Source organism: Eubacterium ramulus ATCC 29099, assembly GCF_000469345.1.
GTDB lineage: Bacteria > Bacillota > Clostridia > Lachnospirales > Lachnospiraceae > Eubacterium_I > Eubacterium_I ramulus.
On sequence record NZ_KI271151.1, the window covers coordinates 1 to 26,991 of the forward strand.

Consider the following 26,991-nt stretch of genomic DNA (forward strand, 5'->3'; position numbering starts at 1 on the left):
TCTGTGATTTAAGTGGTGGGAGCATGTCACAAGAAATTACAAGGATCACTGCATCGATATCCTGATGGATGAAATTCCCGATACAATGGCTGACCGTATCCGTCAGGCTTCTGATGACTGTGCGGTAGCTGCGATCCGGATCAAAAAATAGAATGCCTGTTCTTATGTATCTTATTGTGACATTATGAAAGCGAAATCGAAAACTCCTTCTGTGAACACTAGTCGTGCACAGAAGGAGTTCTTGATTTCGCTATTTCAGTTATTTTGCAAGTTTGTTGTTTGCTTTTGTCTGGAATTTCTCGTTCTGTACGATGAACCGCTCATGTGTGCCTTCACCGATCAGACCAGCTTCATCATAAGCCGCTACTTTAAATACAAGACGGCGACCGTCTACTTCTGTAAGCTCTGTCTCGCAACGAACAGTCATTCCAATCGGAGTTGCCGCTACATGGCTGATCGTTACCTGTGTACCAACGCTGCCGCAGCCTTCTTCCAGATAGGGAGCTACGCTCTCGCTTGCTGTTTTTTCCATTAATGCAAGCATGCATGGTGTTCCGAATACTTCCAGTACGCCGCTTCCTACTGCTGTTGCGGTATTCTCATATACAACCTCTACGCTCTGTTCCCCTTTGATTCCTGCTTTTAACATTTTATGTCCTCCTCTAAAATTCATCATTACGGAGTAAGTATATCATAACTTTTCTTATGCTTCCAGAAGTTTCTCCACGCTTGCAAGTTTTGCACAAACGATAAATACCTCGCATGCCTCTTTCAGTTCTTCCATCGGCGGAAGTGTCGGAGCAATACGGATCACGGAATCCTTCGGATCCTTTTTGTATGGGTATGGTGCGCCTGCACCTGTCAGTACAACACCGGCCTCTTTTGCTTTTGCAACAATGTTCTTTGCACATCCTTCATTTGCCTTGAAGGTGATGAAATATCCACCATTCGGACGGATCCAGCTTCCTGCGCCAAGACCTTTCAGTTCTTCCTCAAAACGATCCAGGATCATCTCAAATTTCGGACGGATGATTGCTGCATGTTTTGCCATATGTGCTTTTACGCCATCGATATCCTTTAAGAATTTCACATGACGCAGCTGATTAATCTTGTCAAATCCGATGGTCTGAATGGTCAGACGTTTCAGGATATCTGCTTTGTTCTCAAGACTTGTGATCAGGCCGGATACACCTGCACCGGAAAATGTGATCTTGGATGTGGAGCAGAACTCGATCGGAAGGTTCGGGTTTCCGGCTTTCTCGCACTCACCGAGGATCTCAAGGATCTGATCTGCTTTGTCCTCATACAAATCATGTACACAGTAAGCGTTATCCCAGTAAATACGGAAGTCTTCTGCTGCCGGTTTTAAGCGGGCCAGTCTGCGGACAGTCTCGTCAGAGTAGGAAGTTCCCATCGGATTGGAATATTTCGGCACACACCAGATACCTTTGATGCTGTCATCTTCGCTGACTAATTTTTCTACCATATCCATATCCGGACCGTCTTCGTAAAGCGGTACGTTGATCATCTCGATGCCAAAGCACTCTGTGATAGCAAAGTGACGGTCATATCCCGGAACCGGGCAGAGCCATTTTACTTTGTCAAGTTTGCACCATGGTGTGCTTCCGTTTACACCAAACATCATGGATCGTGAAATGCAGTCATACATGATATTCAGACTAGCATTTCCGTAAACAATGACATTATCATATGCTTCCGGACCGAGTCCGACTAAGCTTGCGATGAATTCCTGTCCCTCGGTGATACCATCGATCACACCGTAGTTACGGATATCTGTACCGGCTCTGCTGACTAGCGGAGTCTCACTGGTCAGAACGTCCATCATCGGCATGGACAGCTCAAGCTGCTCTTTGGATGGTTTACCTCTGGACATGTCCAGTTTCAAGCCTTTTTTGCAGATTTCTTTGTACTGCTGTTCCAGGCTCTCTTTTTCTTTTAATAATTCCTCTCTGCTCATTTCCTGATAAGACTGCATTGATTTTTCCTCCTGTTGTGTATTGTTAAATCATTTTTTACAACTTCTTTTTATTTTATATTCAAAAGGAGATTTGACAAAAATTTACTCCTGTTTGATTTTTTTAAAATATTCCCGAATGGTCTGCTCATAACCGTTTTCTGTCGGCTCATAGAATTTCATATCTTTGTATGCATCCGGCAGATACTGCTGTTCCACATAATGATTCGGATAATCGTGGGCATATTTATATCCGATGCCTCGTCCAAGCTTCCCAGCACCTTTGTAATGAGCATCGCAGAGATACGTTGGAACCGGTGCGGTTCTCGACTCTCTGACAACGGAAAGTGCTTTGTCCACTGCCAGGTAGGCCGCATTGCTCTTTGGTGCGCTCGCCACATAAGTGACGGCCTGTGCCAGCACGATCCGCGCCTCCGGCATTCCAAGACGCTCCACTGCCTGGGCTGCGCTGACTGCCACGGTCAGGGCGTTCGGATCTGCATTTCCCACATCTTCCGATGCACAGATCATAATTCTCCGGGCAATAAATGTCACATCTTCCCCGGCGTACAGCATTTTTGCCAGATAGTAGACCGCTGCGTCCGGATCAGACCCCCGCATACTTTTGATAAATGCGGAAATGTTATCATAATGGCTGTCGCCATTTTTATCATACTTGATCACGCGCTTCTGGATACATTCGGAAGCCACATCCAGCGTGATATGGATGAGCCCGTCTGCACTGCGTTCTGTGGTAAGGATTCCCAGTTCAATGGCATTTAATGCGCTGCGGGCATCCCCGTTTGATACATCAGCAAGAAACTCCAGTGCCTCTTCATCCGCCACTGCACGATAGGCTCCCATACCTTTTTCCATATCCTCTAAGGCACGGTGCAGCAACGTCTTGATATCTTCTTTCTCCAACGGTTTTAATTCAAAAATAATGGATCGGGAGATCAGCGCTCCGTTTACCTCAAAATACGGATTCTCCGTGGTGGCACCGATCAGTGTCACGGTACCGTCCTCCACAAACGGAAGCAGATAATCCTGCTGGCCTTTGTTAAAACGGTGAATCTCATCGATAAACAGAATCGTACGTTTTCCGTACATCCCCTGCAGCTGTTTTGCCTTTTCAATCACTGCTTCCATGTCCTTCTTGCCGGCGGAAGTCGCATTGATCTGCATAAATTCTGCACTGGTGGTCTGTGCGATCACCTTTGCCAGTGTCGTTTTTCCGGTTCCCGGAGGTCCATAGAAAATAACTGACTGCAGCTTATCCGCTTTGATGGCACGGTATAGCAATTTATCTTTGCCGATGATGTGCTGCTGTCCCACTACTTCTTCCAGTTTCGTCGGACGAAGTCGGGATGCCAGTGGCGATTCTTTTTCCTTATTTTGTTCTCTCATGTAATCAAATAAATCCATTTTATATGCTCCATTTCACGTTTCATCCTTTAAAAATGAATCTTTTTCACGATATAAAATTCATTTTCAACTGCTTTCATCCTGTAAAATGCATGGATTTTAAATATTTTTGCATGATACCAATACGATATCTTTCATATCCATGCTATACAATACCTTAATTTTACCGCTCTGACAAGTTATTTTTTTGACAAAGTTCCATTTTCTCCGATTTTCCCATAATTAGGAAGATTCCCAACTATGTTTTCTACATTGTGCCGAAAACAGTTCACTTATCACATGTATTCTGGATAACAATCATGCTTGCATGAGGAGTTATCCAAATACATTGTGATAAAGGGAGCGCCATATCATGAGCCAAAATAGTAGCATCGCTACGGAGAAGCCCTGAAAGGGCGTTTGGCGAATGGCGCGAGTGAATTGTTCATAATTGCTCACTCTTCTGCCAGTTCTCTCACTGCCTCGATCGCTGTCCCTACTTCCTGTTCGGTATTATAATGTGAAAAGCTGAACCGCACAGCACCCTGTTCCACTGTCCCAAGTGCCTCATGCATCAACGGTGCACAATGTCCCCCCGGTCTGGTGGAAATCTCCCATCCTTCATAAAGTTCATCGCTGACCTCTGCGGAATCATAATCCCCGATATTAAAGGATACAATGGGACACCGGTTTTTCTGTGAAAAATCACCATAAATCTTTACGCCTGAAATGTCTCGGATACCTTCATAAAACTGCCACATCAGCGTCTGTTCTTTTTCACGGATTTCGTCCATTCCTGTCTGCTTCAGGTAATCCAGGGCCGCATCCAGTCCTGCAATGCCATGTCCGTTTAACGTCCCTGCTTCCAGCGCCGTCGGCATCTGCTGCGGATGCTTTTTGCTGTACGTCTGCACGCCGCTGCCTCCGCTCTTTAACGGCCGAAGCTGCAGACCGGTTCTGACATAGAGCCCGCCGGTTCCCTGGGGGCCAAGCAGGCTTTTGTGCCCGGTAAAGCACAAAATATCAATATGCATCGCCTGCACATCAATAGGAAATACGCCTGCTGTCTGTGACGCATCCACCACAAAAAGAATTCCATACTTTTGCGTCATTGCTCCGATTGCCGCAATATCCACCAGATTTCCGGTGACATTCGATCCGTGCGTACAAATAATGGCTTTTGTCTCCGGTCGGATTGCTGCCTCCATATCCGCTATTGAACATCTGCCCTGCACATCCGCTTTTACAATCGTCAATTCCACACCTTTTTCTTCCATTTCATAGAGTGGACGGAGCACGGAATTATGCTCCAGCTGTGTGGTGATCACATGGTCTCCCGGATTTAATAATCCTTTGATGGCTATATTCAGACTCTCTGTCGCGTTGCCGGTAAACACCATACGCTCCGGGCTTTCCGCATGGAAAAATTCTGCCAGTTTCCGTCTTGTATCGTAAATCGTGCGGGAAGCCTGCAATGTCGCCTCGTGTGCCCCTCTTCCTGCATTTCCAAGCAAGCAGAGTGCCTCCGTAACTGCCTGTACAACTTCATTCGGTTTCTGTCTGGTCGTTGCTGCATTATCAAAATATATCATTGAAAAATCCCCTTTTGTCATACACATTATATGATGATGCCAGGGTCAAAAGCCTGAAACCACGATGTGCTTGCACAGGAGTGGTTTTATGGCTTAATGACCCGCCCTGATATGAGCATAAAAGTGGAGCGTCAGCTTCACGATATGCGAATATTGGGTAGAATTGTGGGAGTACGAAGTACGGAACAATTCGTACGGCATCTTTTGACCCCAAATCTTGATTATACGGAATATATTTTATCATAAAAAGGAGTCCTCGCCAATCTGCGAGAACTCCTTCTTATTAGTCTGACATTCCGTCAGGCATTTATTTTTCCGTTTTTTTCCCTTTCGGCAGCACCAGATTCAAAAATACTGCAGTTACGGTTGCAATAACAACCGGTGTCTTACCAAATACGGTTGTCACCCATGCCGGAAACATTCCGAGGGATGCAGAAGCCTGGGTCACACCAACACCAAGTGCCACAGACAATCCCACGATAGAGGTATTGCGATAACTCATCGGCTGACTTGTGATCAGCTTGATGCCTGTCATTGCGATAGATGCAAACACAGAAATAGTCGCTCCACCAAGGACACACTGCGGAATTGTTGTCAGCAACGCGGAAAACTTCGGCACCAGACCGGCAATCAACAGAATACCTGCAGACATTCCCAGAACAGAACGGTTGATAACCTTTGTAGTTGTAACGATACCTACATTCTGACTATAGGAAGCCGTCGGAAGACCACCCAGGAAAGCTCCAATGATATTGGTGCATCCATATCCAACGATAGCACCCTTTAATTCTTTATCTGTCGGCTCACGGTCCATACCGCCGGTTGTTGTTGCCGTAAAATCGCCGATGGCCTGAATCGCATTGATGGCAAATAATAATCCAATGGCAATGCAGGAGGACGGATCAAACTGAATACCAAAATGCATGATCTGCGGCATCTGAAAAACGCTTGCCTGTGCCACTGCAGTCAAATCTACCATACCGAAACATGCTGCAATGATATAACCGCAGATGATACCGATCAGAATAGACGCAAGTTTTACAAATCCTTTGGTAAAATGATTCAAAAATGTAACGATAGCCAGTGTGATAATTGCTACCAGCCAGTTGGTCCAATGTCCGTAATTTGCACTGGATGCACCGCCTGCCATATAGTTGACAGCAGTCGGATATAAAGAAAGTCCGATGGTAAATACAACAGTTCCTGTTACCAGCGGCGGAAACACCTTGCGGATTTTATCAATAAAAAATCCGATGATCATCGCGATGATACCGCCGATGATCTGTGCTCCGAATATCGCTGCAATGCCTACATCTGCCGCAATAGCCTGCATACTTGCCACATAAGCAAAACTGGTTCCCATGATGACCGGTAATCCGGCCCCCAGGCGGAATCCCTTTTTAGATCCGATTGGGAACAGCTGTAAAAATGTGGAAAGTGCAGAAACTACCAGTGCCGACTGAATCAGCATGACACGGTTTGTACCCTCTAGTTCTGCCACTCCTGCCACAATAATAGCCGGGGTCACGCATCCAACGATCATAGCCACCACATGCTGCAAAGCCAGCGGAAGTGCTTTGCTTAACTGCGGAATACCATTTAACTCGAAAATAGACGCATTTGTTCCTTTTGTCTTTTTCATGTACTAAAATCCTCCATCTTTTATGTTACAGGTAAAGCGGACATTCGCAATCCGCTTTCGCTACTTGCTCATGAACGCAGTCGCTTTGCGACCTGCGTTCACATTCCATTTTTTTCTCAGATATTATAACGCAGACAATTTACGTTTTACAACTGCTCCACTTATGAATTGTATTTATGGTATTCGTTAGCACTGCTAATAAAAAGTTTTCTTTTTTCGTGATTCCTTTTCCTTCCCGCTTGATTTTTGCGGCCAACTCTACCGCATCCATGATTTTTTTATATCCGGTACAGCGACAGATATGATATAGTAAGACATAGTTTTGACCGATTATTCAATCAAACAGAAGCGTACAGAAAAGCTTTTCGTATCACCATAGTAAAGTTCCTGTAAAAATCGGATTAACATTACCCTTCTTTTTTCTCCATTGCAATTCTGATCTGCTCAAGCACCATTTCTTCTGCATATGCAAAATAACTATCTGCGTCAAAACCTTTTCCATCCACCAGCACCTGGATTGAAGCCCCCTCAAGCAACGATACTGCCATGTACGGAATCAGTTCTTTGTCTGTCTCGTCCATATTCGGGCAAAAACGAATAATGATCTCCCGGATATTATCTCTCCAAACCGCATATGCTTCCTGAAAACGTGCTCTGATGTCTGCGTCAATCCTTGTCTGAACAAGAAAATCAATTTCTGCAAAATCATATTCTTTCTTCTTTGTCAGCAGTATTTTTTTCTGCTGAAAGAAAATATGTAACTGATCTTCCAGTGTATCTTTGCTTGAGTTCTTGCTCACTTGCTGCATATCGTAGCATTCTTCTAAAATCCACTCCTGCAGCCCCTTTAACAGTTCCTGCTTTGTTTTATAATAATAGTGAACATTTGACTGGACCATGTCTGCCTTTTCTGCAATCAGATGCATTCTGGTTCCACTGATCGTAACATCATTTACAACTTTCAGTGCCGCATTCAGAATCCTTTCTTCTGTTTCTGTAACATGTAATGTTTCTGTTTTCAAATTCTTGCCTCCTGCCTATAAGATTACCCTAACATTCGGTTTTTATTTTATTTTTTCTTACAGGCAGTGTCAAGAATTAGCTAAAACTTATTTTGGTTTAACCCGTCGTCCTTGTATACATTCCTGTATTTCTTACTTTTCAACAGCAATTGCTTCAATCTCTACCAGAGCTGCTTTCGGGAGGTTTGCTACCTCTACGCAGGAGCGGGCCGGTACTTCATTTGCAAAATATTTTGCATAGATCTCATTTACTTTACCAAAATCAGCGATGTCAGCTAAAAAGATTGTTGTTTTTACAACGTGATCAAAATCAGATCCTGTGCCTTCCAGAATTGTTTTCACATTCTCAAGACTCTGAATTGTCTGTGCCTCAATACCTTCCGGAAGTGTACCGTCTGCCGGATTTAACCCTAACTGACCGGAGATGAAGATCATGTTTCCTGTTTTTACAGCATGTACATATGGACCTACTGCTGCCGGTGCTCCGTTTACGTTGATTGACTGTTTCATAATCATATCCTTCTTTCTTTTTAAATTGTGAAATAAACTATTTCATCTTTTTTATTATAATGCAGTACATTACTGCTTTACAAGCAAACTTTTGAATACAGATTTTCAGTATCCGTTTGTTACAGCTGACGCGCTGTTCTGTGAATGTATTTTCCTTTTTACTCGGTATGAACCTTGCCATACTCTGCCACCGGGCATCCTCTTAAGCCGTCCGGAATTCTGGTAAAATCATCTTTACCACGCGTCTTCTGATCTTTCATATTGAAACTGCAGTGGTCAGTGCCAAGCATATCAACTTCGCCCTTTGCAACAGCTTCCCAGAGTGCCTCCCGGTCTTCTTTTTTTCGAAGCGGCGGTGCACATACGAAAGCAGCTCCTGAAAATCCCGGACGGTTGTATTCTTTCTCATCCAGTATCAGATACTGCGGACAGGTCTCTACAAATACCTGCTGACCTTCTTTTCTGGCTCTCTGAACTACTTTCAATCCCTGTCTGGAACTTAAATGTACGATATTCACTGGTGTACCTGCCAGTTTTGCAATCGTCAGCAACCGGTTGACGGCCTCGGCTTCCGCCTCTGCCGGACGGCTCTTCGGATGCAGGCGTATGCTGTGGCGTTCCTCTGCTTTGAGTTTTTCTGTCACCGCCTTGATGATGTCACCGTTTTCACAATGGACACCTGCGATGCCGTGTTCTTCCTCGATTGCTGACAAAATCTCAAATAATTCTTTGTCATTTACTCTGAGATTATCATACGCCATATATAATTTATAAGAAGTGACCCCCTGACGGGTCATTTCTTTGATTTCCTTTTTTGCCTCATCATTCCAGTCTGTGATCGACATATGAAAACCGTAATCACAGGAGCTTTTTCCATCTGCCATTTTGTGCCAGACATCCAGTACTTCGGTTAAGGTCTGCCCTTTTTCCTGCGTGGTAAAATCAAGGATTGATGTGGTTCCTCCTGCTATCGCAGCTTTTGTTCCTGTATAAAAATCATCTGCGGTATGAAAATCTCCCGCATCCAGATCGAAATGATCAACAATGCAATGGCAGCATATTCCAAAACAGAACTTTCTCATCCGGCAATCACACCGCTCTCCGTCTGTGTTGCCATGAGTCAGGCATATATTGGTTACGATCTTCAGAATGCATTAAAAGAGGAATTATTAAACCGCGGCATCAAGAAAAATGTTGCCACCGTGATCACACAGGTTCGTGTGGACGAAAATGATCCTGCATTCGAGCATCCAACCAAACCAATCGGTCAGTTTATGACCAAAGAAGAAGCCGATGCTGCTGTAGCCAGCAGCGGTATTCAGGTCATGGAAGATGCAGGACGCGGCTATCGTCGTGTCGTTGCTTCTCCGAAACCGGCAGAAATCATTGAAATCGACACAAAGATCTCTTAGAAGCAGGCGAAGTCGTCATCGCCAGCGGTGGCGGTGGTATTCCTGTAATCCGCCGCGGAAACCATTTAAAAGGTGTTGGAGCAGTTATCGACAAAGACTTTGCAAGCTGTCTCCTTGCACAGCAGTTAAATGCAGATTTCCTGATCATTCTGACTGCAGTTGAGAAAGTAGCACTCCGCTTCGGTACTCCGGAAGAGACATGGCTCAATGACATCTCTGTCGAAGAGGCAAAACAGTACATGGAAGAAGGACATTTTGCTCCAGGTTCCATGCTTCCGAAAGTACAGGCAGCTGTAGAATTTGCCGAATCAGGCGAGGGACGTACCGCCCTCATCACCCTTTTACAGAAAGCAAAAGACGGTGTAAACGGTACAACAGGAACACGAATCATCAAAAAATAATTATTTTATCTTGTTTTTTGATTGATTATTCGATAAAACTTTTTTAACATTTTCCCTCTATTTTACAATATACAAAGCAAAGAAAGAGCCCCGATCCTAACCAAATCGGGGCTCTTTCATGTGGTGCATCTTTTATATTACGGAAATTTATGAAAGCGGGCACAGATTATTTTGTCTTTCGAGCTAACAATCGCTTCTCAAGAAAAAATGATCTGTGCCCGCTATTTACAATGTGTATCTTTTCGCACTAAGTAAGAAAAGATGTTTGTAAATTACATGATCTTGCGGAAAAGTTCTTTCAGATCTTCTACACTTGCATCTTTCGGATTGCCCGGTGCACATGCATCTGCATGAGCAGATTCAGCTAAGAACTGAAGATTTTCTTCTTTGATCGCATCCAGTTTTGTCGGGATTCCAACATCAGCAGAAAGTTTCTTAACCGCCTCAATAGCTGCTTTTCTGTACTCTTCCTGAGACATTGCATCTACACTCTGTACACCCATTGCTCTTGCAATTTCACGATATTTTTCACCGGTGCACTCCTGGTTATACTCCATAACGATCGGAAGCATCATTGCACATGCTACACCGTGCGGTGTGTCATAAACAGCGCCAAGTGTATGAGCCATGGAATGTGCGATTCCAAGTCCTACATTGGAAAATCCCATACCGGCAATATACTGACCGAGGGCCATTCCTTCACGTCCCTCTTTTGTATTATCAACGGCTCCGCGAAGAGATTTGGAAATCAGTTCAATAGCTTTCAGATGGAACATATCTGTCATTTCCCATGCAGCTTTTGTCGTATATCCCTCAATTGCATGTGTCAATGCATCCATACCGGTAGATGCAGTCAGTCCTTTTGGCATGGAAGACATCATTTCCGGATCGATAATCGCAATGATCGGCATATCATGCGGATCTACGCATACAAATTTACGTTTTCTCTCTACGTCTGTGATAACGTAATTGATCGTAACCTCCGCCGCTGTACCTGCTGTCGTCGGAACTGCGATGATCGGTACACAAGGGTTCTTTGTCGGTGCCACACCTTCGAGACTTCTCACATCCTCAAATTCCGGATTTGCGATAATAATGCCGATCGCTTTGGAAGTATCCATAGAAGAACCGCCTCCAATTGCGATCAGATAATCTGCGCCGGAATTTTTAAACGCCTGAACACCATGCTGTACATTTTCGATGGTCGGATTTGGTTTAATATCTGAGTATACCTCATATTCCAGACCATTTTTATCAAGAATATCAGTAACTTTGCTTGTTACATGAAATTTGATAAGATCCGGATCTGAGCAGACAAATGCCTTGTTAAATCCATGTGCTTTTGCTTCATTTGCAATCTCTTCGATTGCTCCTGCTCCATGATAAGATGTCTGGTTCAAGTTGATTCGGTTTGCCATAGTGTTTCTCATCCTTTCTCTTTCTAAAATAATTGCCATTTTTATAGGCATTTTTCCAACACGTTTTCTGATTCCAAACCAGTTTTTTATAAGTATCTTATTTCTCGTATAAGAATTCTTCCGGAAGCGTTACGTTAAAATCTTTTGCAAGATGGCGGAAATCATCCGGTGTGATAGTCTGAAGCTTATCCGGTCTCATGGATAACATTTTCACCAGGATTTCTGCTGATTTCTCTGCTGTGTGCATCAGTCCGAATGTCAGGTCAAAATCAAATCCTGCTGCAAACATTCCATGATGTGCCCAGATCGCCAGATCATATTTTTTCATTAATTCACTTGTGGCAACGGCGATTTCTCTTCCGCCCGGAACCATCCACGGAACGACACCGATACCATCCGGGAATACAACCGGACACTCGGTAGCCATTTCCCACAACTCTCTTGTAAATACACGATCCTCTAACGGAAGCACGAATGTCAGAGCAATAATATTTGTTGTATGTGCATGATATACCACACGATATCTCTCATCCTGCAGTTTCTTTACTTCCAGGTTCATCAGATGGCTTGGAAGCTCAGAAGTCGGTCTGCCGCCGTTTACAAGTCCCCAGACGATGCGGTAATTCTCACCTTTTTCATCCAGTTCGATCATGCAGATGCTGTCTTCCGGTTTGATGCTGACGTTACGGAAATATTTTCCACTGCCGGTTACAAGAAAATACTCGCCTGCGAGGTTTGGTACGCTTGTGCCGATCGGCTGCCACTCTTTTGCTTCAAAGTTTTCTTTTACATTCTCTACTTCTTCCGGTTTCACACGGTAGGAAAGGTTTCCGCCGTTTCTCTCATGCCAACCCTGATTCCAGCCGTCATCTGCCATTCTGATAAATCCCTGTACAAATTCTGCATCTAAAAATTTCATAATTTCTCCAATCTGCTGCACACACAGCCACTTCTTTTTTTATCTATTGCTATCCTTGTTTATTTCATTCAAGAATGCCCTCTCCATTCTTGCTGCGAGATGCACATCATGCAATGCATGACATATTTTTCTGTGTATCTCTGTTATCTGCAAATGATATCAACAGGTACATTCAATATTTTTGCAACTTTCAGAATCGTATCAATATGTCTTCCCACTGCTGCTGCCATATGATGAGTCGGACCTGCCTCGCTCCATCTGTTGCAAAATTCTCTTGCACCGATGGAAAATCTGGTTCTCATATTGGTATCACCGAAAGTAAAGATCGGTCCGTCCTCGTTTACGCCTTCTGCCACAACAAATTTGAAATGTCCGTCTTTATCCTGTGTGATTCCGAGGTAAGTCACATCTCCTGTCGGCGGATAGAACTGGGTCAGATAACCGCCGCCTGTTTTTCCATGAAAGACATCAACAATCTTCATCGACGGTTTGCGTGCCTGTGAAATATCCGCATCGCCGGATCCGGAATGTCCGATAATGCAGATGTCTTTGTTGAAATCGATGGAGTACATCTCAGAGAGCTGACCGGTTCCGGAAATTGTTTTCAGGATGCTCATGGCCATAGCTACTTTCATATCTCCTTCTACGGCACAGGCGGTACCCTGTTTGATCAGCATGGAAAATGCCGGAATCAGCATACTGTCCAATTTTCCTGCAATACCTTGTGCAAATCCATCATAATGGGATGCTACAAGTGCAATGTCTTCTGTTTTTACCCATTCTTCGAAAGCAACCACGTATCTTGCCATATCCCAGACAGTCTCGACAGTGGCTCCGCCTTCGATATCAAAAGTATCAAGAATTTCTTCTGCTTTTGCACGGATGGCTGCCTCATCAGTGATATGATCTGCGATGGCCCACATTTTCTCCCAGTCAAACTGCTTGGTATACAGACCCATACGGTTGTAAAGATTGGTCTCATCAATGTAGAGATCCATCATGCCCGGATACGGTCTGCCGATCTGTGCAATATTGGTATAACGGAATCTTCTTCTTACCTGCGCTGCACGACACCACTCATCAATCTCCTGTGCCACATATGCATCGCCGCCTTCTACCACGCCTGTAATAACAGCATGTCTCTTTCCGGCACGCTCCAGATCTGCTACCATCTCACCAACTGCACCACATGCATATAATTCGCCCAGCCAGGTAGCTGTATCTGTATGTTCATAATCCGGCGCTTTTTTCTTCTGTACATTTACCAGAACCACCGGCACGTTCAGATCACGGATCGCTGGAAGCATGTTATAACTTGTTGCGTAAGTAAGCAGCTGTAAAATAACCAAATCTACATCTGCCGCACGGAATTTATCACCTGCTGCCATAGATAACTCTTTTGTTGTAACAATTCCTCCGTCCACAATTTCTACCGTGTCCGGAATTGTCTTTTTGAACGCTTCATACTGCTGCTCAAATTCCGGCACCAGAGACGGGAACTGTGGCAGATATGCGCCCAGTGCGATAGAAAAAACACCAATTTTTGCCTTTGTTTCTACTAACATATGACTCCTCTCCATACTTCGTAGTATATTTATTGTTTCCATATTTCTTATTTCTCTTCTATAAAAACAGATTGATATCTGCTCTATGCTTCATATTCAGCGATGTCAAAAGAATGATAAATACATTCTCTCGCAGTTTTTAAATTTTCCAGTTCACCGGCAGCGATCATCTGCGCGGAAATATTTCCGATAGCGGTTGCCTCGATCGGTCCCGCACAGACTTTTTTCTGACATGCTTTTGCAGTCAGCCGGTTCAGATAATCCGCATTTGCTCCTCCGCCAATGATATAGATGCAGTCATACGATACACCTGTCATTTTTTCAACTTCATGAGCTGTCTGCGCATAACATTCTGCCAGACTGTTGTAAATCACTGCCGCTGTTTCCCAGATGCCCTTCGGAACCTGTTGACCACTCTCAGCGCAGGCGTTCTGTACTTCCTTCGTCATGCTCTCCGGTGCAAGGAAGCAGTCAGAGTTCGCATCTACGATGGAAGAAATGCTCTGCTTTGCCGCACCTTCGCAAATGTCAGAAAAGCTCATATCCGGTGCCAGCTCTTTTCGTGCGGAATTGATCATCCACATTCCCATAATATTTTTCAGATAACGGAACCGGTAATCATATCCACCCTCATTGGTAAAATTGTACCTCTGGCTCTCTGCGGTACAGATAGCCTCTTTCACTTCGGTTCCCATCAGAGACCATGTGCCGGAACTGATATACAGCACTTGATCATCTGCTGCCGGGACAGCCATAACTGCTGCTCCTGTATCATGTGTTGCCGGAACGACTACCGCACAGTTAAATCCAACCTCTGCGGCGATCCCCGGTGTCAGACTTCCAAGATTTGTACCCGGAAGACAAATTTTCCGGAACAGTTCTCTCTTATAGCCCAACCGATCAATGAGATCCCAGTCCCAGTCCTTTGTCTGCGGATCCAAAAGCTGTGTGGTGGAAGCGTTGGTATATTCCGTCACTTTCTGTCCACTCAGCAGGAAATGCAGATAATCCGGTATCATCAGAAGCGTTTCTGCCTGCTCCATCTGTTCCGGTGTCTGCTCTTTTACAGCCATCAGCTGATAAATCGTATTGAATGGCTGCTTCTGAATGCCGGTGCGCAGATAAAGTTTCTCCTCACCGATCACTTCATAAACTTTCTGATCCATCCCCTGTGTTCTGTGATCACGGTATCCGACTGCATCACCAATCCGCTGATCCTGTGCATCCAGAAGCACAAAATCTACCGCCCAGGTGTCTACGCCGATACTCTCCGGAAATTTTCCGAGTTCCGCACATTTTTTCATTCCGGTAATAATCTCAGCAAACAGCTGATCCACATCCCAGGTAAGATGCCCGTTTTGCATTTCCATTCCGTTTCCGAAACGGTGTACTTCTTCCAGAATCATTTTTCCCTCTTCCCGGTGTCCCAGGATCAGTCTTCCGCTGGAAGCCCCGATATCCACTGCAAGATAATATTTCATGCAATTCTCCCTTCTGCTATTTTCCTATTCTGCTAATCTATCCAAATTGATCTTCATATTTTCAATTAAAATTCAAAAAATATCCCTTAGAAAAACCATTCCATCAATTCTTCCATTGCATTTTCATGGGATTATTTTATAATGATATCAGATAGATTTTTAGGCTTTTATTTTCAAAAAAACAGGACTTTATTTGCAGATACGGAATTCCATTTTTACGATGTCTGAAAATCCGGATGCAAACTCAGTTCAGACTCACACAGATAGAAAAGGGGAAAGACATGCAGGAGGAATTACTGAACAAACTCAGACAGGTCACAGAAGAGGAAAGGCTCATTCTTCAGGGTGCTTCTCAGATTCAGTCGAATCTCTATACCACGCAGTTTGCAAAGCCATCTGATTTCACCATTGACAGCAAAAAACTGCTGGAAAAAGGATGTCTGATCGAAGTTCGTCCTCATACGAGATTTGTACATTTTCCACGACACCGGCATAACTATGTGGAACTGATTTATATGTGCAGCGGAACGACCACACACATTCTAAACGGTACAGACAAGCTGGTTTTGCAGGAAGGTGATCTTCTGTTTCTGAACCAGAATGCCTCCCATGAGATATTACCGGCCGGGGAAAACGATATTGCTGTGAATTTCATCATTCTTCCGGAATTTTTTGACCGTTCAGTCTCCATGATCGAGCAGGAAAACATTTTACGAGATTTTCTGCTGAGTGCTTTATCCGGCAGCACTTCCCTCTACAGTTATCTGCATTTTTCCGCAAAGGATATTCCTCCGGTGCTGAATCTTTTGGAAAACATGATATGGACAATTTTCTGGAATAAACAGAACACAAATACCATCAACCAGACGACCATGGGACTGGTTCTGATGAACCTCTCCGTATTTGCAGAAAAATTAAACTGCCCGGTGCCGGAACAGTACGAACAGACACAGATTTTTACGATTTTGCAATATATTGAGACGCATTATAAATCAGGGACACTTGCGGAGATTTCCGCACAGATCAGACAGCCCACCTATTATGTGAGCCGTCTGTTAAAAAAGCATTTACAGAAAAATTTCAAGCAGCTTCTACAGGAACGTAAATTGCAACAGGCTGCTTATCTGTTGAGCCAGAGTTCCCTGAGCGTAGAGCAGATCATGGAAGCCATCGGCTACAGCAACAGCAGCTATTTCTATAACAGTTTTAAGGTGAAATACAACGATACACCAAGAGATTACCGGAAAAAATGCGGCTTAAAAAAAGAGACTTAGCCCAATTATTACAACTAAGCTAAGTCTCCTACTTTTTACGCAGTATCTTTTCTCTTCATTTATTATTTGGTATCATTACATATAGGAGGTGGTTAATTTGGAAACATTTTTGACCATGCTTGTACTCAATTTTCACACTCCTCAGCAAGCCCCAAAGGTTCCTAATCCTAAATTGAGGAAGCTTACCGCAATATAAGTCTTTGTGCAATAATAAAATTGAGGCAAAATTAGGATGGTACTTGAATAATTGCACATTCAAGTACCAATTTTTATTTCTCTAAAATCAATCTTTTTTCGGAATATACTTTTCTATCTCTGAAAACATTTCGTTGTCCCAGATCAGCCATCTTTTAAATGCAGTAAATTCAGAACTATTATTGAGTTCTCTTTTCAAGAGTTCTCCTATATCGTCTTTTTCCACCGCATCTTCCGCTTCCTGATACTCTCTTACATACTCTTTGAATTTTGAGAGATTCTTTCGCAAATTTTTTCGTATGATCTGCGCCTCTATCTTTTTCTGCGGTGTCGTTCCATAATATACATCTTCAAGCAGAGAAACCGTCTGTTCCACTTCCTCATCATCAGAAACCAATGGCGTAAATTCCAGTTTTTCCTCTGCACCAAAATAGCCTTTTTTACGAAATGCAATTAATTGTTCCACTGAACGCTTTGTACAATCTAAAATCGGCTCATACTTGTCAGATTTTATATTATTACAATGCGCACACGCCCAAAACAATTTGTTCCAGTCATATTTCAACCGTGCATTGCCATGATGCGGTATTAAATGTTCAATCTGATACGATGTAGCGTGTTTATTTTCACAGATGTAACATTTTCCATAAAATACTGCTTTTAACGCACGATTTACATTTTCTGTATTATAAGAATTTCCACGCTGACTTGCTTCCTCTAAATCCTTAATTGCAAGCTGTGTCTGTGCGGTATCTTTTCTTTTAATTCTGATCATTTAATTTTCTTCTCCGCTCAATATCCTCAAACTTCTCTTTTGCTGTTCCTGAAAGTTCCGAAGACATATTTTTCAATTTGATTCTGAGTTCTGCCCGCTCTGCTCGTTCCTCCTCTGTCACTTCATCACTGAAGCAAAGGATTTCATACCTTGCCAATTGTTTTTTTAATTCATCAGAATATTCATCCGCTTCAAAATATCCTTCTGCAAGATCATCGGAAGAAAATGCCGATAAATTATCCAATGCAACATGTCTCTCCAAATCATAAGCCCTTGCATTTGAAATAGAATTCAAAATATAAGGAGAATGTGTTGTCACAATGAATTGGATTTTGGGGAAAAATTCTGTTAAAAACGGAAGGATCTTTTTCTGTAATTCAATATGAAGATGTGTCTCCAACTCATCAATCAGAACAATTCCCTGATAATTATACTGACTCAGTTCATCCCCTAACAGCCAATTCTTATCCATTCGCAGAATTAAATCCGAAACCATATAAATAATGGAAGAATATCCATCCGATAATTCATTAAAACCAAATGGTTCTCGTCCATTCTGACAAATTTTAAAATTATAGCGCTTATAGTCGTATTCTAGATGGACAGACTGCTCATCCAGTAAAATTCTCAATGCTGATTCAAATCTGTCAAACCACTTCTGAATCATTTGCGCAACAGATTCATCGCCTGCATTTTGTGCATAAGATTGCTGCGTTTTCAAATGTACCATATATTTAAGCAAAACTGCTCCTGCACTATTATCTATTCTGTATGCTTTGGACAATTCAATATTTTCTACCCCATTCGGTACATCAAATTGTGCTTTTCGTTCAGATGGAAAATATGCCATTATAAATTTTCCATCTTGGTATGCCTTTTCTATGCCATCGCATTCATTCAGGGTAATTCGAACACCATCGCTATATTTTGCAATTTCATCTGCATAAATTCTATACCGCTTTTCAGCTTCATATTTATCGTTCTCACTGGCTGCAGATTCTATATTAACCTTGGCTCTATTTAATGCATCTTTATAAAACCCTCTCAACTTAGAAAATTTTTCATCATTTATGGCCTTCAAAAATTTTTCTATCTCTAACAACAACGATGTCTTTCCTGAACCATTTTTTCCTGTCAGCAGAAGATGCTGGCGTTTCGTCGAATCCAGTTGTATTTTTATATCCGACAAATGATACAATTTGTCTATATCAATCTCACTGATAAAATATTCTTTCACGTTAAATCCTCCATTTTCCACACATCTCCTCTATTACTATTAGGTCAAACTAATTTCGTTTATTGTATTCTTCTTTAAAAATTCTATTCCAGATAAAAACAACTCCGTCACAATGATATTTTATTGTATCATGCCATGAAGTTATTGTAAATCGAACATTCGCAATCCACTTCCGTTACTTGCTCATAAACACATTCTCTTTGCGGTTTGCGTTCAAAGTGATCATTCCAAAATCTGAGAGAAAAGAGACTCAGCCCAGTCATTACACTAAGCTAAGCCTCTTAATTATTCTATTCTTGTATTATTTTACTCTTGCAGTATTTAAAAATGTTTTTTGATAAACTCCAGACACTCCTGTGAAGCCTGTGCGATTTTTCCGTTTCGGATCATCTCTTTGACATCATCCCCAAGGAAATCCATCTCTCCCTCACTGATTTTTCCAAAACCACTCTCATAAAAACCATGCGGCATTCCTATCGTCACCATATCATCCACACCGACACCTACATTTCGCAGCATCTCCGCATATTTCTGTCCTTCTGCTTTCAGATTGTCCTGATCCGCATAACAAATGATGGTTTTCGGAAGTCCTTCTAATTCTTTTTTTTCAGCAAAAACAGGGGAGACTAGCGGAACTTTGGCTTCCTCCGGTTTACGATGCAATTCATTAAATACATACTTGATCGGTCCTTCCAGGCTTCCTTTTCCTTTGCTGTCAGGATCTGTCGCAGAATCCAGAAACGGATACATAAGAATCTGTCTCTGAAAAAGATGATTCTTTTGTTGATTTGCATACAGGCAGACAGATGCTGCCAGATTTGCTCCGGCGCTGCATCCCATCACAGAGATATCATTTTTATTGATACCATATTCTTCTGCGTTATTCTGAAAATAAACAGCTGCATCATAGGCATCCGCAAGGGCCTCTCTCCACTGGTAATCCGGACTCTTTCGGTATTCAACAGATGCCACGGCAGCTCCAAGCTGTGCCCCCGTCTCGCTCCACATAGCATCATTCATAGCACATCCTCCAAACAGAAATCCACCGCCGTGGAAACCAAGAATCAACGGTGCATGTTCTTTCTCTGATGGATAAAAAACCACGTCGATCTGTCGATCCGGCTGTGTAATCTGCAGTCGTTTACCAGTCACCGGAACGATTTTGTTGATCCGGCGCATCTCTGCCGCTTCTTTGCAAACTGCTTCTTTTACCTGTTCGATCACTTCTCTTGGATATCCCATAATTTCCCCTTTCCAATAATGCAGAGCACAACTCATGCCCTACATTACTTATCCACTATTATTTACATGCTATTTTTCAATATTGTACACATAACCGATAAATTTGAATATGTTCATGACTTCATATTTACAGAAGATGCCAGGGTCAAAAGCCTGAAACCACGATGTGCTTGCACAGGAGTGGTTTTATGGCTTAATGACCCGCCCTGATATGAGCATAAAAGTGGAGCGTCAGCTTCACGATATGCGAATATTGGGTAGAATTGTGGGAGTACGAAGTACGGAACAATTCGTAAGGCATCTTTTGACCCCAACATCTTACAGAATCGTATACTCAATATTTTCCGGAACATCAGCTTCCACTTTTACTTCACCATTTTCCCGTGTCACATGCACCGTAATTTTTCCTTTTACGGAGTTATAGCTGCAGGTAAATTCATTCATACTCTCCGGCAGATACGGTGCGATTTCGATTCTGCCAAATCCCGGCTCCAGCGAACGGATACCAGCCAGTCCATTGTAATACCACTCGATGATGTGTCCCATCATATCATGGCAGTGGCTTCTCGGATTCTGCTCCCAGTATTCACCCAGTGTTGTCTCACCATCCAGTACAAATGCGTAGTAGCTCGGATGCTGGGTTCTGGTGATAAACTGACAGATCAGATCGTTCATACCATATTTTCTCGCAGTCTGAATAATATATGGCAGTCCGACCTCCCCGCTGATGAACACACCTTTTTCTTCCAGTGTCTGACGGAAGGTACGTACCACATCTTCCACCTTATCTTCCGGAACCATGCCCCAATACAACGGCAATGCCTCTGCGGCCTGCGTCATGCAAATCTCATCTTTGTGATCCCATGCCTGATAATACCAGTATCCATCCTGCGGGTGCTGCACCAGTAGTTTTTCATTATAATTTGCTTTGATTTCTTCTGCCAGTTCTGTAAATTCTGCCTGCTCCTCCGTTTTTCCGAGAATGCCTGCAAAGTATGCCATTGTCTTGCTGTCTGCATACAAAAATGCAGTCTCAACATTCTCGCGCAGCAATGCGTGTTCCGGATTTCCCCAGTCACCGAGACCGTGATGGATAAATCCTTCTTCATCGCGAAGAGCCGCTTCATGACCCAGATATTTTTTTCCTGCCTCATAGTTATCACGAATGATCTGCTCATCTCCATAAAACATATAATGCCAGTAGGTTCCAAGGATGCTTGTACTGCCCCACGGAATAATATCATAAAAACTTCCCATTCCCGGTACCGGAAGTACATTCGGGATATAGCATGGACTCTGAGATGGCATCAGTCCATCCCCCGGATAAAACCGTCCGCCCTGCCCGTCAGAAAAGCTGTCCTCTGCCGTATGCTGATCCATGCGAAGATCCGTCAGAAATTTGTTCCAAAGACGATCAGAACGCTTCATATACATAATTGACGGTGCCATCAGATGGTTTGGCTCCTGCCATGCAAACCGCTCAATGGTCGGACAGTCCGTATGTACACTGAGCATATTTGCTTCCACAGCTTTCTCCACCAAGTCATAAATCTGATTGTAACGCTCATCATCACAGTGAAAACTTCCATCCCTCTGCCATGCACTGGAAATCGCATCTCCATACATATTGCGAAGTTCTGTATGTTCATCCAGTCCTTCCACCCCAAAGTAACGTCCCGCAAAATAAGTGAATTTCATACGGAATGTTTCCCAGATATCATCCTGTCCAATGACATAGGTAATACAGTTGTCGATCAGGACCCAGTTTTTCGCCATCTGATCCACATCACCGTTTTTATCCAGTTTTTCTGCCACATAAAAACGCAGTTTCGTTCCTTTTTTGCCTTTTACATCAAACTGCAGCATACCGGAAATATTTTGTCCCAGATCGTAAATATCGCGATGAATACTGCCGGTTTTCTGATCCTCTGCTGCAACATTCTCTGCATCTATATCAGATTCCTGCTGTTCTGTCATATCCAGAGATTTATCCGCTTCCACGCTGTGAATATATTTTGCCTCGTAGCGCCTGATCACTTTGATAGCCGGCTGATCCTGCTCTACAAGTGTTCCAGTCGGTGCCTGCACCTCTGCCACCTGCTGTGCAGCTGCCCAGCCACTGTCATCAAAGCCGGCAATGTCCCAGCCTGCAGGATAAGCCGCTCCATCGGCTGTCTCAGAACCATACACATTGCTCATAGTAATCTCATGCGGTTTTACCTTAAAAGAATCATCCGCATAAACTGTCTCACTGGTTCCATCCGCATATTCCACCGTCAGTTCCAGTGCCAGTACAAGGCTCTCGCCAAACGCCTCATACGGATTCGGATTTGGCGGCATAAAAGGTGGAAAATGGAAACTGTAATGCTCGTTCTGCATCAGAAACCAGCCGTTTCCGACTTCCGCTCCGATCACATTTTTCCCTTTTTTCAGATCATCCGTCACATCAAATGTTACATACTGGATTCGTTTTTTATAATTTGTCCAGCCCGGATCCAGCTCGTGATCTCCTACCTTCTGCCCGTTGATATGAAAAATGAATTGTCCCAGACCGCAGACTGCTGCCCTGGCCTTACAGATTTCCTTTGTCAGATGAATTTCTTTTCTTGCATAAAACGGTTTTCCGCTTCCATCTGTAATCCATTGATTTTTCATTGATTTTAATACACCTTTCTTTTCTACTACGCTTTCTTCAACCACCAAAAGGGCATGTACAAATGCCCCTTTGATTTGTATGTATTCACGGAATCTTATAAATGAAATTCTCCAGGAATACATTTTTTATTTGGTTTATGGTTTTAGTTAGCTTTCTCACTATTCGCAGTAAGTTCCTGCATCTTTTTCTCCGGATAGAACTGGATGAAAATAATATACAGAACGGATGCTGCCAGTGGAACGAGGAAACGAACGGAATTAATACCGATCAGAACTGCTTCCGGCTCCTGCCCGATAGCATTTGCGATATAACCGGTTGCTGCCAGAACACCTGCAAGGATCGCATTGGAAATAGCTGTTCCACATTTGTAGGAGAAACCACCAATAGCAGAAATCGTACCATTCAGCTGTTCACCGGTTGTTTTGTATACATAATCTGTCATTCCGAAAACAGTCATCGGACGAAATGCATTTGTCATGGTAGAGAACATACATGCAATAAATGTCAGGATATACAGTGCCGGAATGGATTTTCCACCAACAAAGAACAGAATCAGATAACATACGCAGGCAATAACCTGTGTAAATGTAACTGCTTTTTTCATACTTCCTTTTACTTTTCTAAGGAGAATCGGCATCAGCACCATAACACCTACCATACCACTGATGGAGATCACTAACATGTAAGTAGCGATCAGGCCAGGATTCATCAGATAGTACATGCAATAAAAAACAGAAGATGACATGATAATCTGAAACAGGATACATCCTACACACCAGAATGCGATCATCGGATACATCTCTTTTACTTTCAGAAGCTTTCCTGCACTTTTAAATACATGCTCTTCGTGTGTCATATCAACCGTATGACGTTCCTTACATTTTGCAAATGCGATCCAGCTTGTAATACACATCAAAATCGCACCGATGGCTACTAATACCATATATCCTTTTGCCGGATTATCTCCACCGATCACATTTACAAAATTTGTTGTAAAAGATGTTACAATAAGGATCATGATGGATGCGATAAACGTTGCCAGAGAAATGACATCATTTCGCTCCATCTCATTTCTGGACATCGTTGGAAGGATTGCATAATATGGAATCTCGATGGCTGTTACAAGCATTCCATAACAGATATAAAGTACCGCTGCATAAACAATTTTTCCGGTAGTGCTCAGATCCGGTGCTGCAAACAACAGAACGGATACGATGGATAATGGCAGCGGAATCAGTAACAGATACGGACGGTAAGTACCCCAGCGGCTCTTTGTACGGTCTGCCAGTCCACCCATGATTGGATCATTGATAGCATCCCAGACAGTTGCGGCTGTCATAATGACACCTGCTGCTGCGGCCGGTACTCCAAATACATCTGTCATAAAGATCAAAATGTATGTACTTACCAGCGCCGTGATAAACTGACGGCCGGTAGCCTGTCCAAGTGCCCAGCTGATTCGTTCAGACATAGACAATTCTTTTTTCTCATTCATTTACTCATACCTCTCTTTCGGTTTTTTGCTAAACCTGTGTGCTCGTTTCTATGTCCATAATCTTACGGATTTTTTCCGGTTTTGGCTTGTCCAAACAGAACTTTTTTCTGGCTTTTTTCAGTTGTTTTATTCTACTCTGTTTTTTTAACCTTATATTTCTACCCTTATTTATGCATTTTATATTATTTTTCTTCCATTTATGTTATACTATTTTCTATTATCATTTCAAAAACTTACATTATAAAAGGAGATTTTATCATGCCTGTCCTGCCTTTTTACCAGTTTGAACTGAAAGACAAACTGAATAGCAAACCACAATGTTTTGACAGTTTCAACTTTCTGTTTCTGCTGCAGGGAACCGGAACCATCCGGTGCCGCAATCAGCTGATTCATCTAAAGCCCCATGATTTTACATTTTTTAATATGTACGAAATCCATCAGTTCCTGACTTTCTCACCGGATGCCCGGGTTCTGAGTGTTCTCATCCATAAATCCTACATACAGTCTGCAGTTCCGGAGCTTACTGACATGACACTCAACACCCACACCGTCACACCGGAATCCGAACCGGAACGCTATGAATTTTTCTGTCAGGAATTCGGAAAATTTATTTATTATCATACCGTACATTCCCCGGGGGCTCAACTGCATGCACTGTCCCATCTCGGAAATTTGCTGTCCTACATCCTGAACCAGCTGTCCACTTCTTCTGCATCTGCGCTTCATGGAACTCAGACACGGGATGACCGGCTTTTCCATGCCCTGACTTACATCACAGAACACTATACAAAAGATCTGTCATTGCCGGAAGTGGCAGCGCAGATCGGACTGCATCCGCAGTATTTTTCAAAATATTTCCGGGAACATATGGGACTGACACTGACGGAATACATCAACCAGCTGCGCATTGTCAATTCCCTGCCGCTTATTATGAATACGGACCACTCTCTGCTGGATATCGCCCTTTCCTGTGGATTCAACAGTTACAAAACATATAATACTGCATTTAAAAAACTGTTTCACACTACACCTTATGCCTGGCAGAAGGAGCAGAAACTTCTGCACAGCCGTCAGCACACGCCGGAAGAAACTTCCTCCACCTTTTCCTTTTTCCGGGATTACTGGACAGAAAAAACAGAACGATCTCTGCCGGACACAGACAAAAATGACCGTATCACCCTGGAGTTAAATGGACGAAAACAAGATCCTTCCCTGGCTCACTGCAAACTTCCGGAATTATGTTATTCCATCGGTCGTGCCGCTGACCTTCTCCGGGGAGATATCCAGCAGCAGCTACGCAATGTCGCCGGGGAATTATCCATCCGTCACCTGCGGCTGCGCAATGTATTTTCCGATGATCTCTTTGTCTACTATGAGACACCGGACAAAGTTCCGGTATACAACTGGCAATATATTGATATGATCTATGATTTTCTGTGTGAACTTCATATCAAACCTTACACAGAACTTGGATTTATGCCGCGTATGCTTGCTTCCAGGCAACAGTTTGCCAACTGGCAGCACCGGCCAAATGTCAGTTTTCCCCGCTCCCTGAAAAACTGGAGCCGTCTTGTGGAACATTTTATGGAACACCTGATCCATCGTTATGGAAGAAAAGAAGTGCTGACCTGGAAGTTCAATATGTGGACCTCCCCTGATCTGGAAATGAAAGGTGGCTACTGGCACGAATCGATGGAAAACTTTTTCCTGTTTTACCGTGTTACCTACAATGCGATAAAAACGGTGGACGAAGCGCTGCAATTCGCCGGACCTGACTTTTCCATTCCAAATGGTTTTTCCTGGTATCAGGCATTTTTTGACTATTGCCGGACTTACGAACTGCACCCGGACTTTCTGACCGTGCATCTGTATGCCTCCAATTTCAATACTTCCGACCGGATGATACAGAACCGCTATCTCGCTGATACGACAGAACATTCCTATCGAAGTGCTTCCGGACTCTACCAGAGTTTCTTTGATTTTCTGCATCTGGTTCACCAGGATCCGACCTTTACTGACTATCCCGTGATCATTTCTGACTGGAACAATACCTACCATCCAAAAGATTATGCCCGGGATACCTGCTTTATGAGTTCCTTTATTGCATATACTGTGCAGATGTTGATCGGCACTCAGGTACAGATGCTGGGATTTCGTTCCCTTTGTGATGTAAATGAAGATTTCTTTCCGGAAAACCGGTTGTTCGGTGGTGGTCCCGGTCTGCTGGATATCCACGGATTGAAAAAGGCATCTTACTATACATTTGTGCAATTAAATCAGTTGAGTAACTCGATTCTATCCAAAGGCGAACATTATATTCTCACAAAAAATGGCTCACATTACCAGCTTCTGCTGTTTCACACTGCATTTCCGCTGGATTATGATGAACACCTGCCCTCCATTCTGTCCTATGAACAGCGTTATGATTGCTATGGTAATATCCCCACCCTTTCCATGTGCATCATATTAAATCTCCCCTCCGGACATTACCTTATGCGCCAGACAGAAGTCAGCCGCACTTCCGGCTCCGCTTATGATCTCTGGCTGAAAATGGGAGCCCCCCAGTACGATTCTGTTGAAATTTTAGATCATATCCAGCAGAAATCAAGCCCGGATACCATCTACCGGGAAGCAACTGTAACTGATCATCTGATCATTGATGTTACACTGCCCGTCCACAGTGTTATCCTGATTGAGATTGCGGAAGAACCAAATATCATGAACAATACCTGATATTTTCTGACTTTTACTTGTAAAAGCGGGCACCGATTATTTA

At 43.2% G+C, this 26,991-nt stretch carries 19 protein-coding genes and 1 pseudogene; 3 read left to right on the forward strand and 17 right to left on the reverse strand.

The window, feature by feature from the left end; all coding sequences use genetic code 11:
* Positions 1 to 259: 259 nt before the first annotated feature.
* The 8 genes from HMPREF0373_RS10350 to HMPREF0373_RS10385 all read right to left on the reverse strand — a co-directional run bounded on the left by HMPREF0373_RS10350 (position 260) and on the right by HMPREF0373_RS10385 (position 9,227).
* Positions 260 to 649 carry a thioesterase family protein gene (locus HMPREF0373_RS10350; protein WP_044963940.1) on the reverse strand — a complete coding sequence of 130 codons (390 nt, stop codon included), beginning with the start codon at positions 647 to 649 and terminating at the stop codon, positions 260 to 262.
* Positions 650 to 703: 54 nt separating this feature from the next.
* Entirely contained in the window at positions 704 to 1,996 is a 1,293-nt protein-coding gene (locus HMPREF0373_RS10355; protein WP_021739654.1) for an aminotransferase class I/II-fold pyridoxal phosphate-dependent enzyme, read from the reverse strand.
* Between the two features lie 84 nt (positions 1,997 to 2,080).
* Positions 2,081 to 3,400, reverse strand: a complete 1,320-nt coding sequence (locus HMPREF0373_RS10360) for a replication-associated recombination protein A (RefSeq protein ID WP_021739655.1) — start codon at positions 3,398 to 3,400, stop codon at positions 2,081 to 2,083.
* Positions 3,401 to 3,834: 434 nt separating this feature from the next.
* Positions 3,835 to 4,971 (reverse strand): aminotransferase class V-fold PLP-dependent enzyme, encoded by a 1,137-nt coding sequence (locus tag HMPREF0373_RS10365; RefSeq protein WP_081695256.1) that lies wholly within the window; start codon positions 4,969 to 4,971, stop codon positions 3,835 to 3,837.
* A gap of 307 nt (positions 4,972 to 5,278) precedes the next feature.
* Entirely contained in the window at positions 5,279 to 6,613 is a 1,335-nt protein-coding gene (locus HMPREF0373_RS10370) for a uracil-xanthine permease family protein (RefSeq protein WP_021739657.1), read from the reverse strand.
* A gap of 407 nt (positions 6,614 to 7,020) precedes the next feature.
* Complete coding sequence (locus HMPREF0373_RS10375; protein WP_021739659.1) at positions 7,021 to 7,635, reverse strand: TetR/AcrR family transcriptional regulator; 615 nt, start codon at positions 7,633 to 7,635, stop codon at positions 7,021 to 7,023.
* A 132-nt stretch (positions 7,636 to 7,767) separates the two neighbouring features.
* On the reverse strand, positions 7,768 to 8,145 hold the full coding sequence (locus HMPREF0373_RS10380) for a RidA family protein (RefSeq protein ID WP_044963945.1): 378 nt from the start codon (positions 8,143 to 8,145) through the stop codon (positions 7,768 to 7,770).
* A 158-nt stretch (positions 8,146 to 8,303) separates the two neighbouring features.
* Entirely contained in the window at positions 8,304 to 9,227 is a 924-nt protein-coding gene (locus HMPREF0373_RS10385; protein ID WP_021739661.1) for an amidohydrolase family protein, read from the reverse strand.
* Between HMPREF0373_RS10385 and arcC the strand changes: the two are divergent.
* A pseudogene (gene arcC / locus HMPREF0373_RS16500) lies at positions 9,171 to 9,958 on the forward strand (carbamate kinase); the annotation flags it as partial. The gene HMPREF0373_RS10385 and the pseudogene arcC overlap by 57 nt on opposite strands.
* Before the next feature lie 272 nt (positions 9,959 to 10,230).
* Here arcC and fucO read toward each other — a convergent pair.
* From fucO to rhaB, 4 genes are all read right to left on the reverse strand, one after another.
* Positions 10,231 to 11,376, reverse strand: a complete 1,146-nt coding sequence (fucO, locus tag HMPREF0373_RS10395) for a lactaldehyde reductase (RefSeq protein WP_022035877.1) — start codon at positions 11,374 to 11,376, stop codon at positions 10,231 to 10,233.
* A 97-nt stretch (positions 11,377 to 11,473) separates the two neighbouring features.
* The gene (rhaD, locus tag HMPREF0373_RS10400; protein ID WP_022035876.1) at positions 11,474 to 12,295 is read right to left on the reverse strand and encodes a rhamnulose-1-phosphate aldolase; all 822 of its coding nucleotides are present in this window, start codon (positions 12,293 to 12,295) and stop codon (positions 11,474 to 11,476) included.
* 143 nt (positions 12,296 to 12,438) lie between these two features.
* On the reverse strand, positions 12,439 to 13,860 hold the full coding sequence (locus HMPREF0373_RS10405; RefSeq protein WP_022035875.1) for an L-arabinose isomerase: 1,422 nt from the start codon (positions 13,858 to 13,860) through the stop codon (positions 12,439 to 12,441).
* Between the two features lie 83 nt (positions 13,861 to 13,943).
* On the reverse strand, positions 13,944 to 15,341 hold the full coding sequence (gene rhaB, locus HMPREF0373_RS10410) for a rhamnulokinase (RefSeq protein WP_021739667.1): 1,398 nt from the start codon (positions 15,339 to 15,341) through the stop codon (positions 13,944 to 13,946).
* A 281-nt stretch (positions 15,342 to 15,622) separates the two neighbouring features.
* Between rhaB and HMPREF0373_RS10415 the strand changes: the two genes are divergently transcribed.
* Positions 15,623 to 16,615 (forward strand): AraC family transcriptional regulator, encoded by a 993-nt coding sequence (locus HMPREF0373_RS10415; RefSeq protein WP_044963949.1) that lies wholly within the window; start codon positions 15,623 to 15,625, stop codon positions 16,613 to 16,615.
* Between the two features lie 283 nt (positions 16,616 to 16,898).
* Here HMPREF0373_RS10415 and HMPREF0373_RS10420 read toward each other — a convergent pair whose 3' ends face one another.
* From HMPREF0373_RS10420 to HMPREF0373_RS10440, 5 genes are all read right to left on the reverse strand, one after another.
* Positions 16,899 to 17,585, reverse strand: a complete 687-nt coding sequence (locus HMPREF0373_RS10420; RefSeq protein WP_021739669.1) for an HNH endonuclease signature motif containing protein — start codon at positions 17,583 to 17,585, stop codon at positions 16,899 to 16,901.
* On the reverse strand, positions 17,572 to 18,843 hold the full coding sequence (locus HMPREF0373_RS10425; RefSeq protein WP_021739670.1) for an AAA family ATPase: 1,272 nt from the start codon (positions 18,841 to 18,843) through the stop codon (positions 17,572 to 17,574). Before HMPREF0373_RS10425 ends, HMPREF0373_RS10420 begins: the two co-directional genes overlap by 14 nt.
* 300 nt (positions 18,844 to 19,143) lie before the next feature.
* Entirely contained in the window at positions 19,144 to 20,064 is a 921-nt protein-coding gene (locus HMPREF0373_RS10430; protein WP_044963951.1) for an alpha/beta hydrolase, read from the reverse strand.
* Positions 20,065 to 20,382: 318 nt separating this feature from the next.
* The gene (locus tag HMPREF0373_RS10435) at positions 20,383 to 22,719 is read right to left on the reverse strand and encodes a family 78 glycoside hydrolase catalytic domain (protein ID WP_044963966.1); all 2,337 of its coding nucleotides are present in this window, start codon (positions 22,717 to 22,719) and stop codon (positions 20,383 to 20,385) included.
* Between the two features lie 143 nt (positions 22,720 to 22,862).
* Positions 22,863 to 24,215, reverse strand: coding sequence for an MFS transporter (locus HMPREF0373_RS10440; protein WP_021739673.1), 1,353 nt, complete (start codon positions 24,213 to 24,215; stop codon positions 22,863 to 22,865).
* A gap of 258 nt (positions 24,216 to 24,473) precedes the next feature.
* On the opposite strand from HMPREF0373_RS10440, the gene HMPREF0373_RS10445 reads away from it, so the two are divergent.
* Positions 24,474 to 26,948, forward strand: coding sequence for a GH39 family glycosyl hydrolase (locus HMPREF0373_RS10445; RefSeq protein WP_044963953.1), 2,475 nt, complete (start codon positions 24,474 to 24,476; stop codon positions 26,946 to 26,948).
* Positions 26,949 to 26,991: the final 43 nt, after the last annotated feature.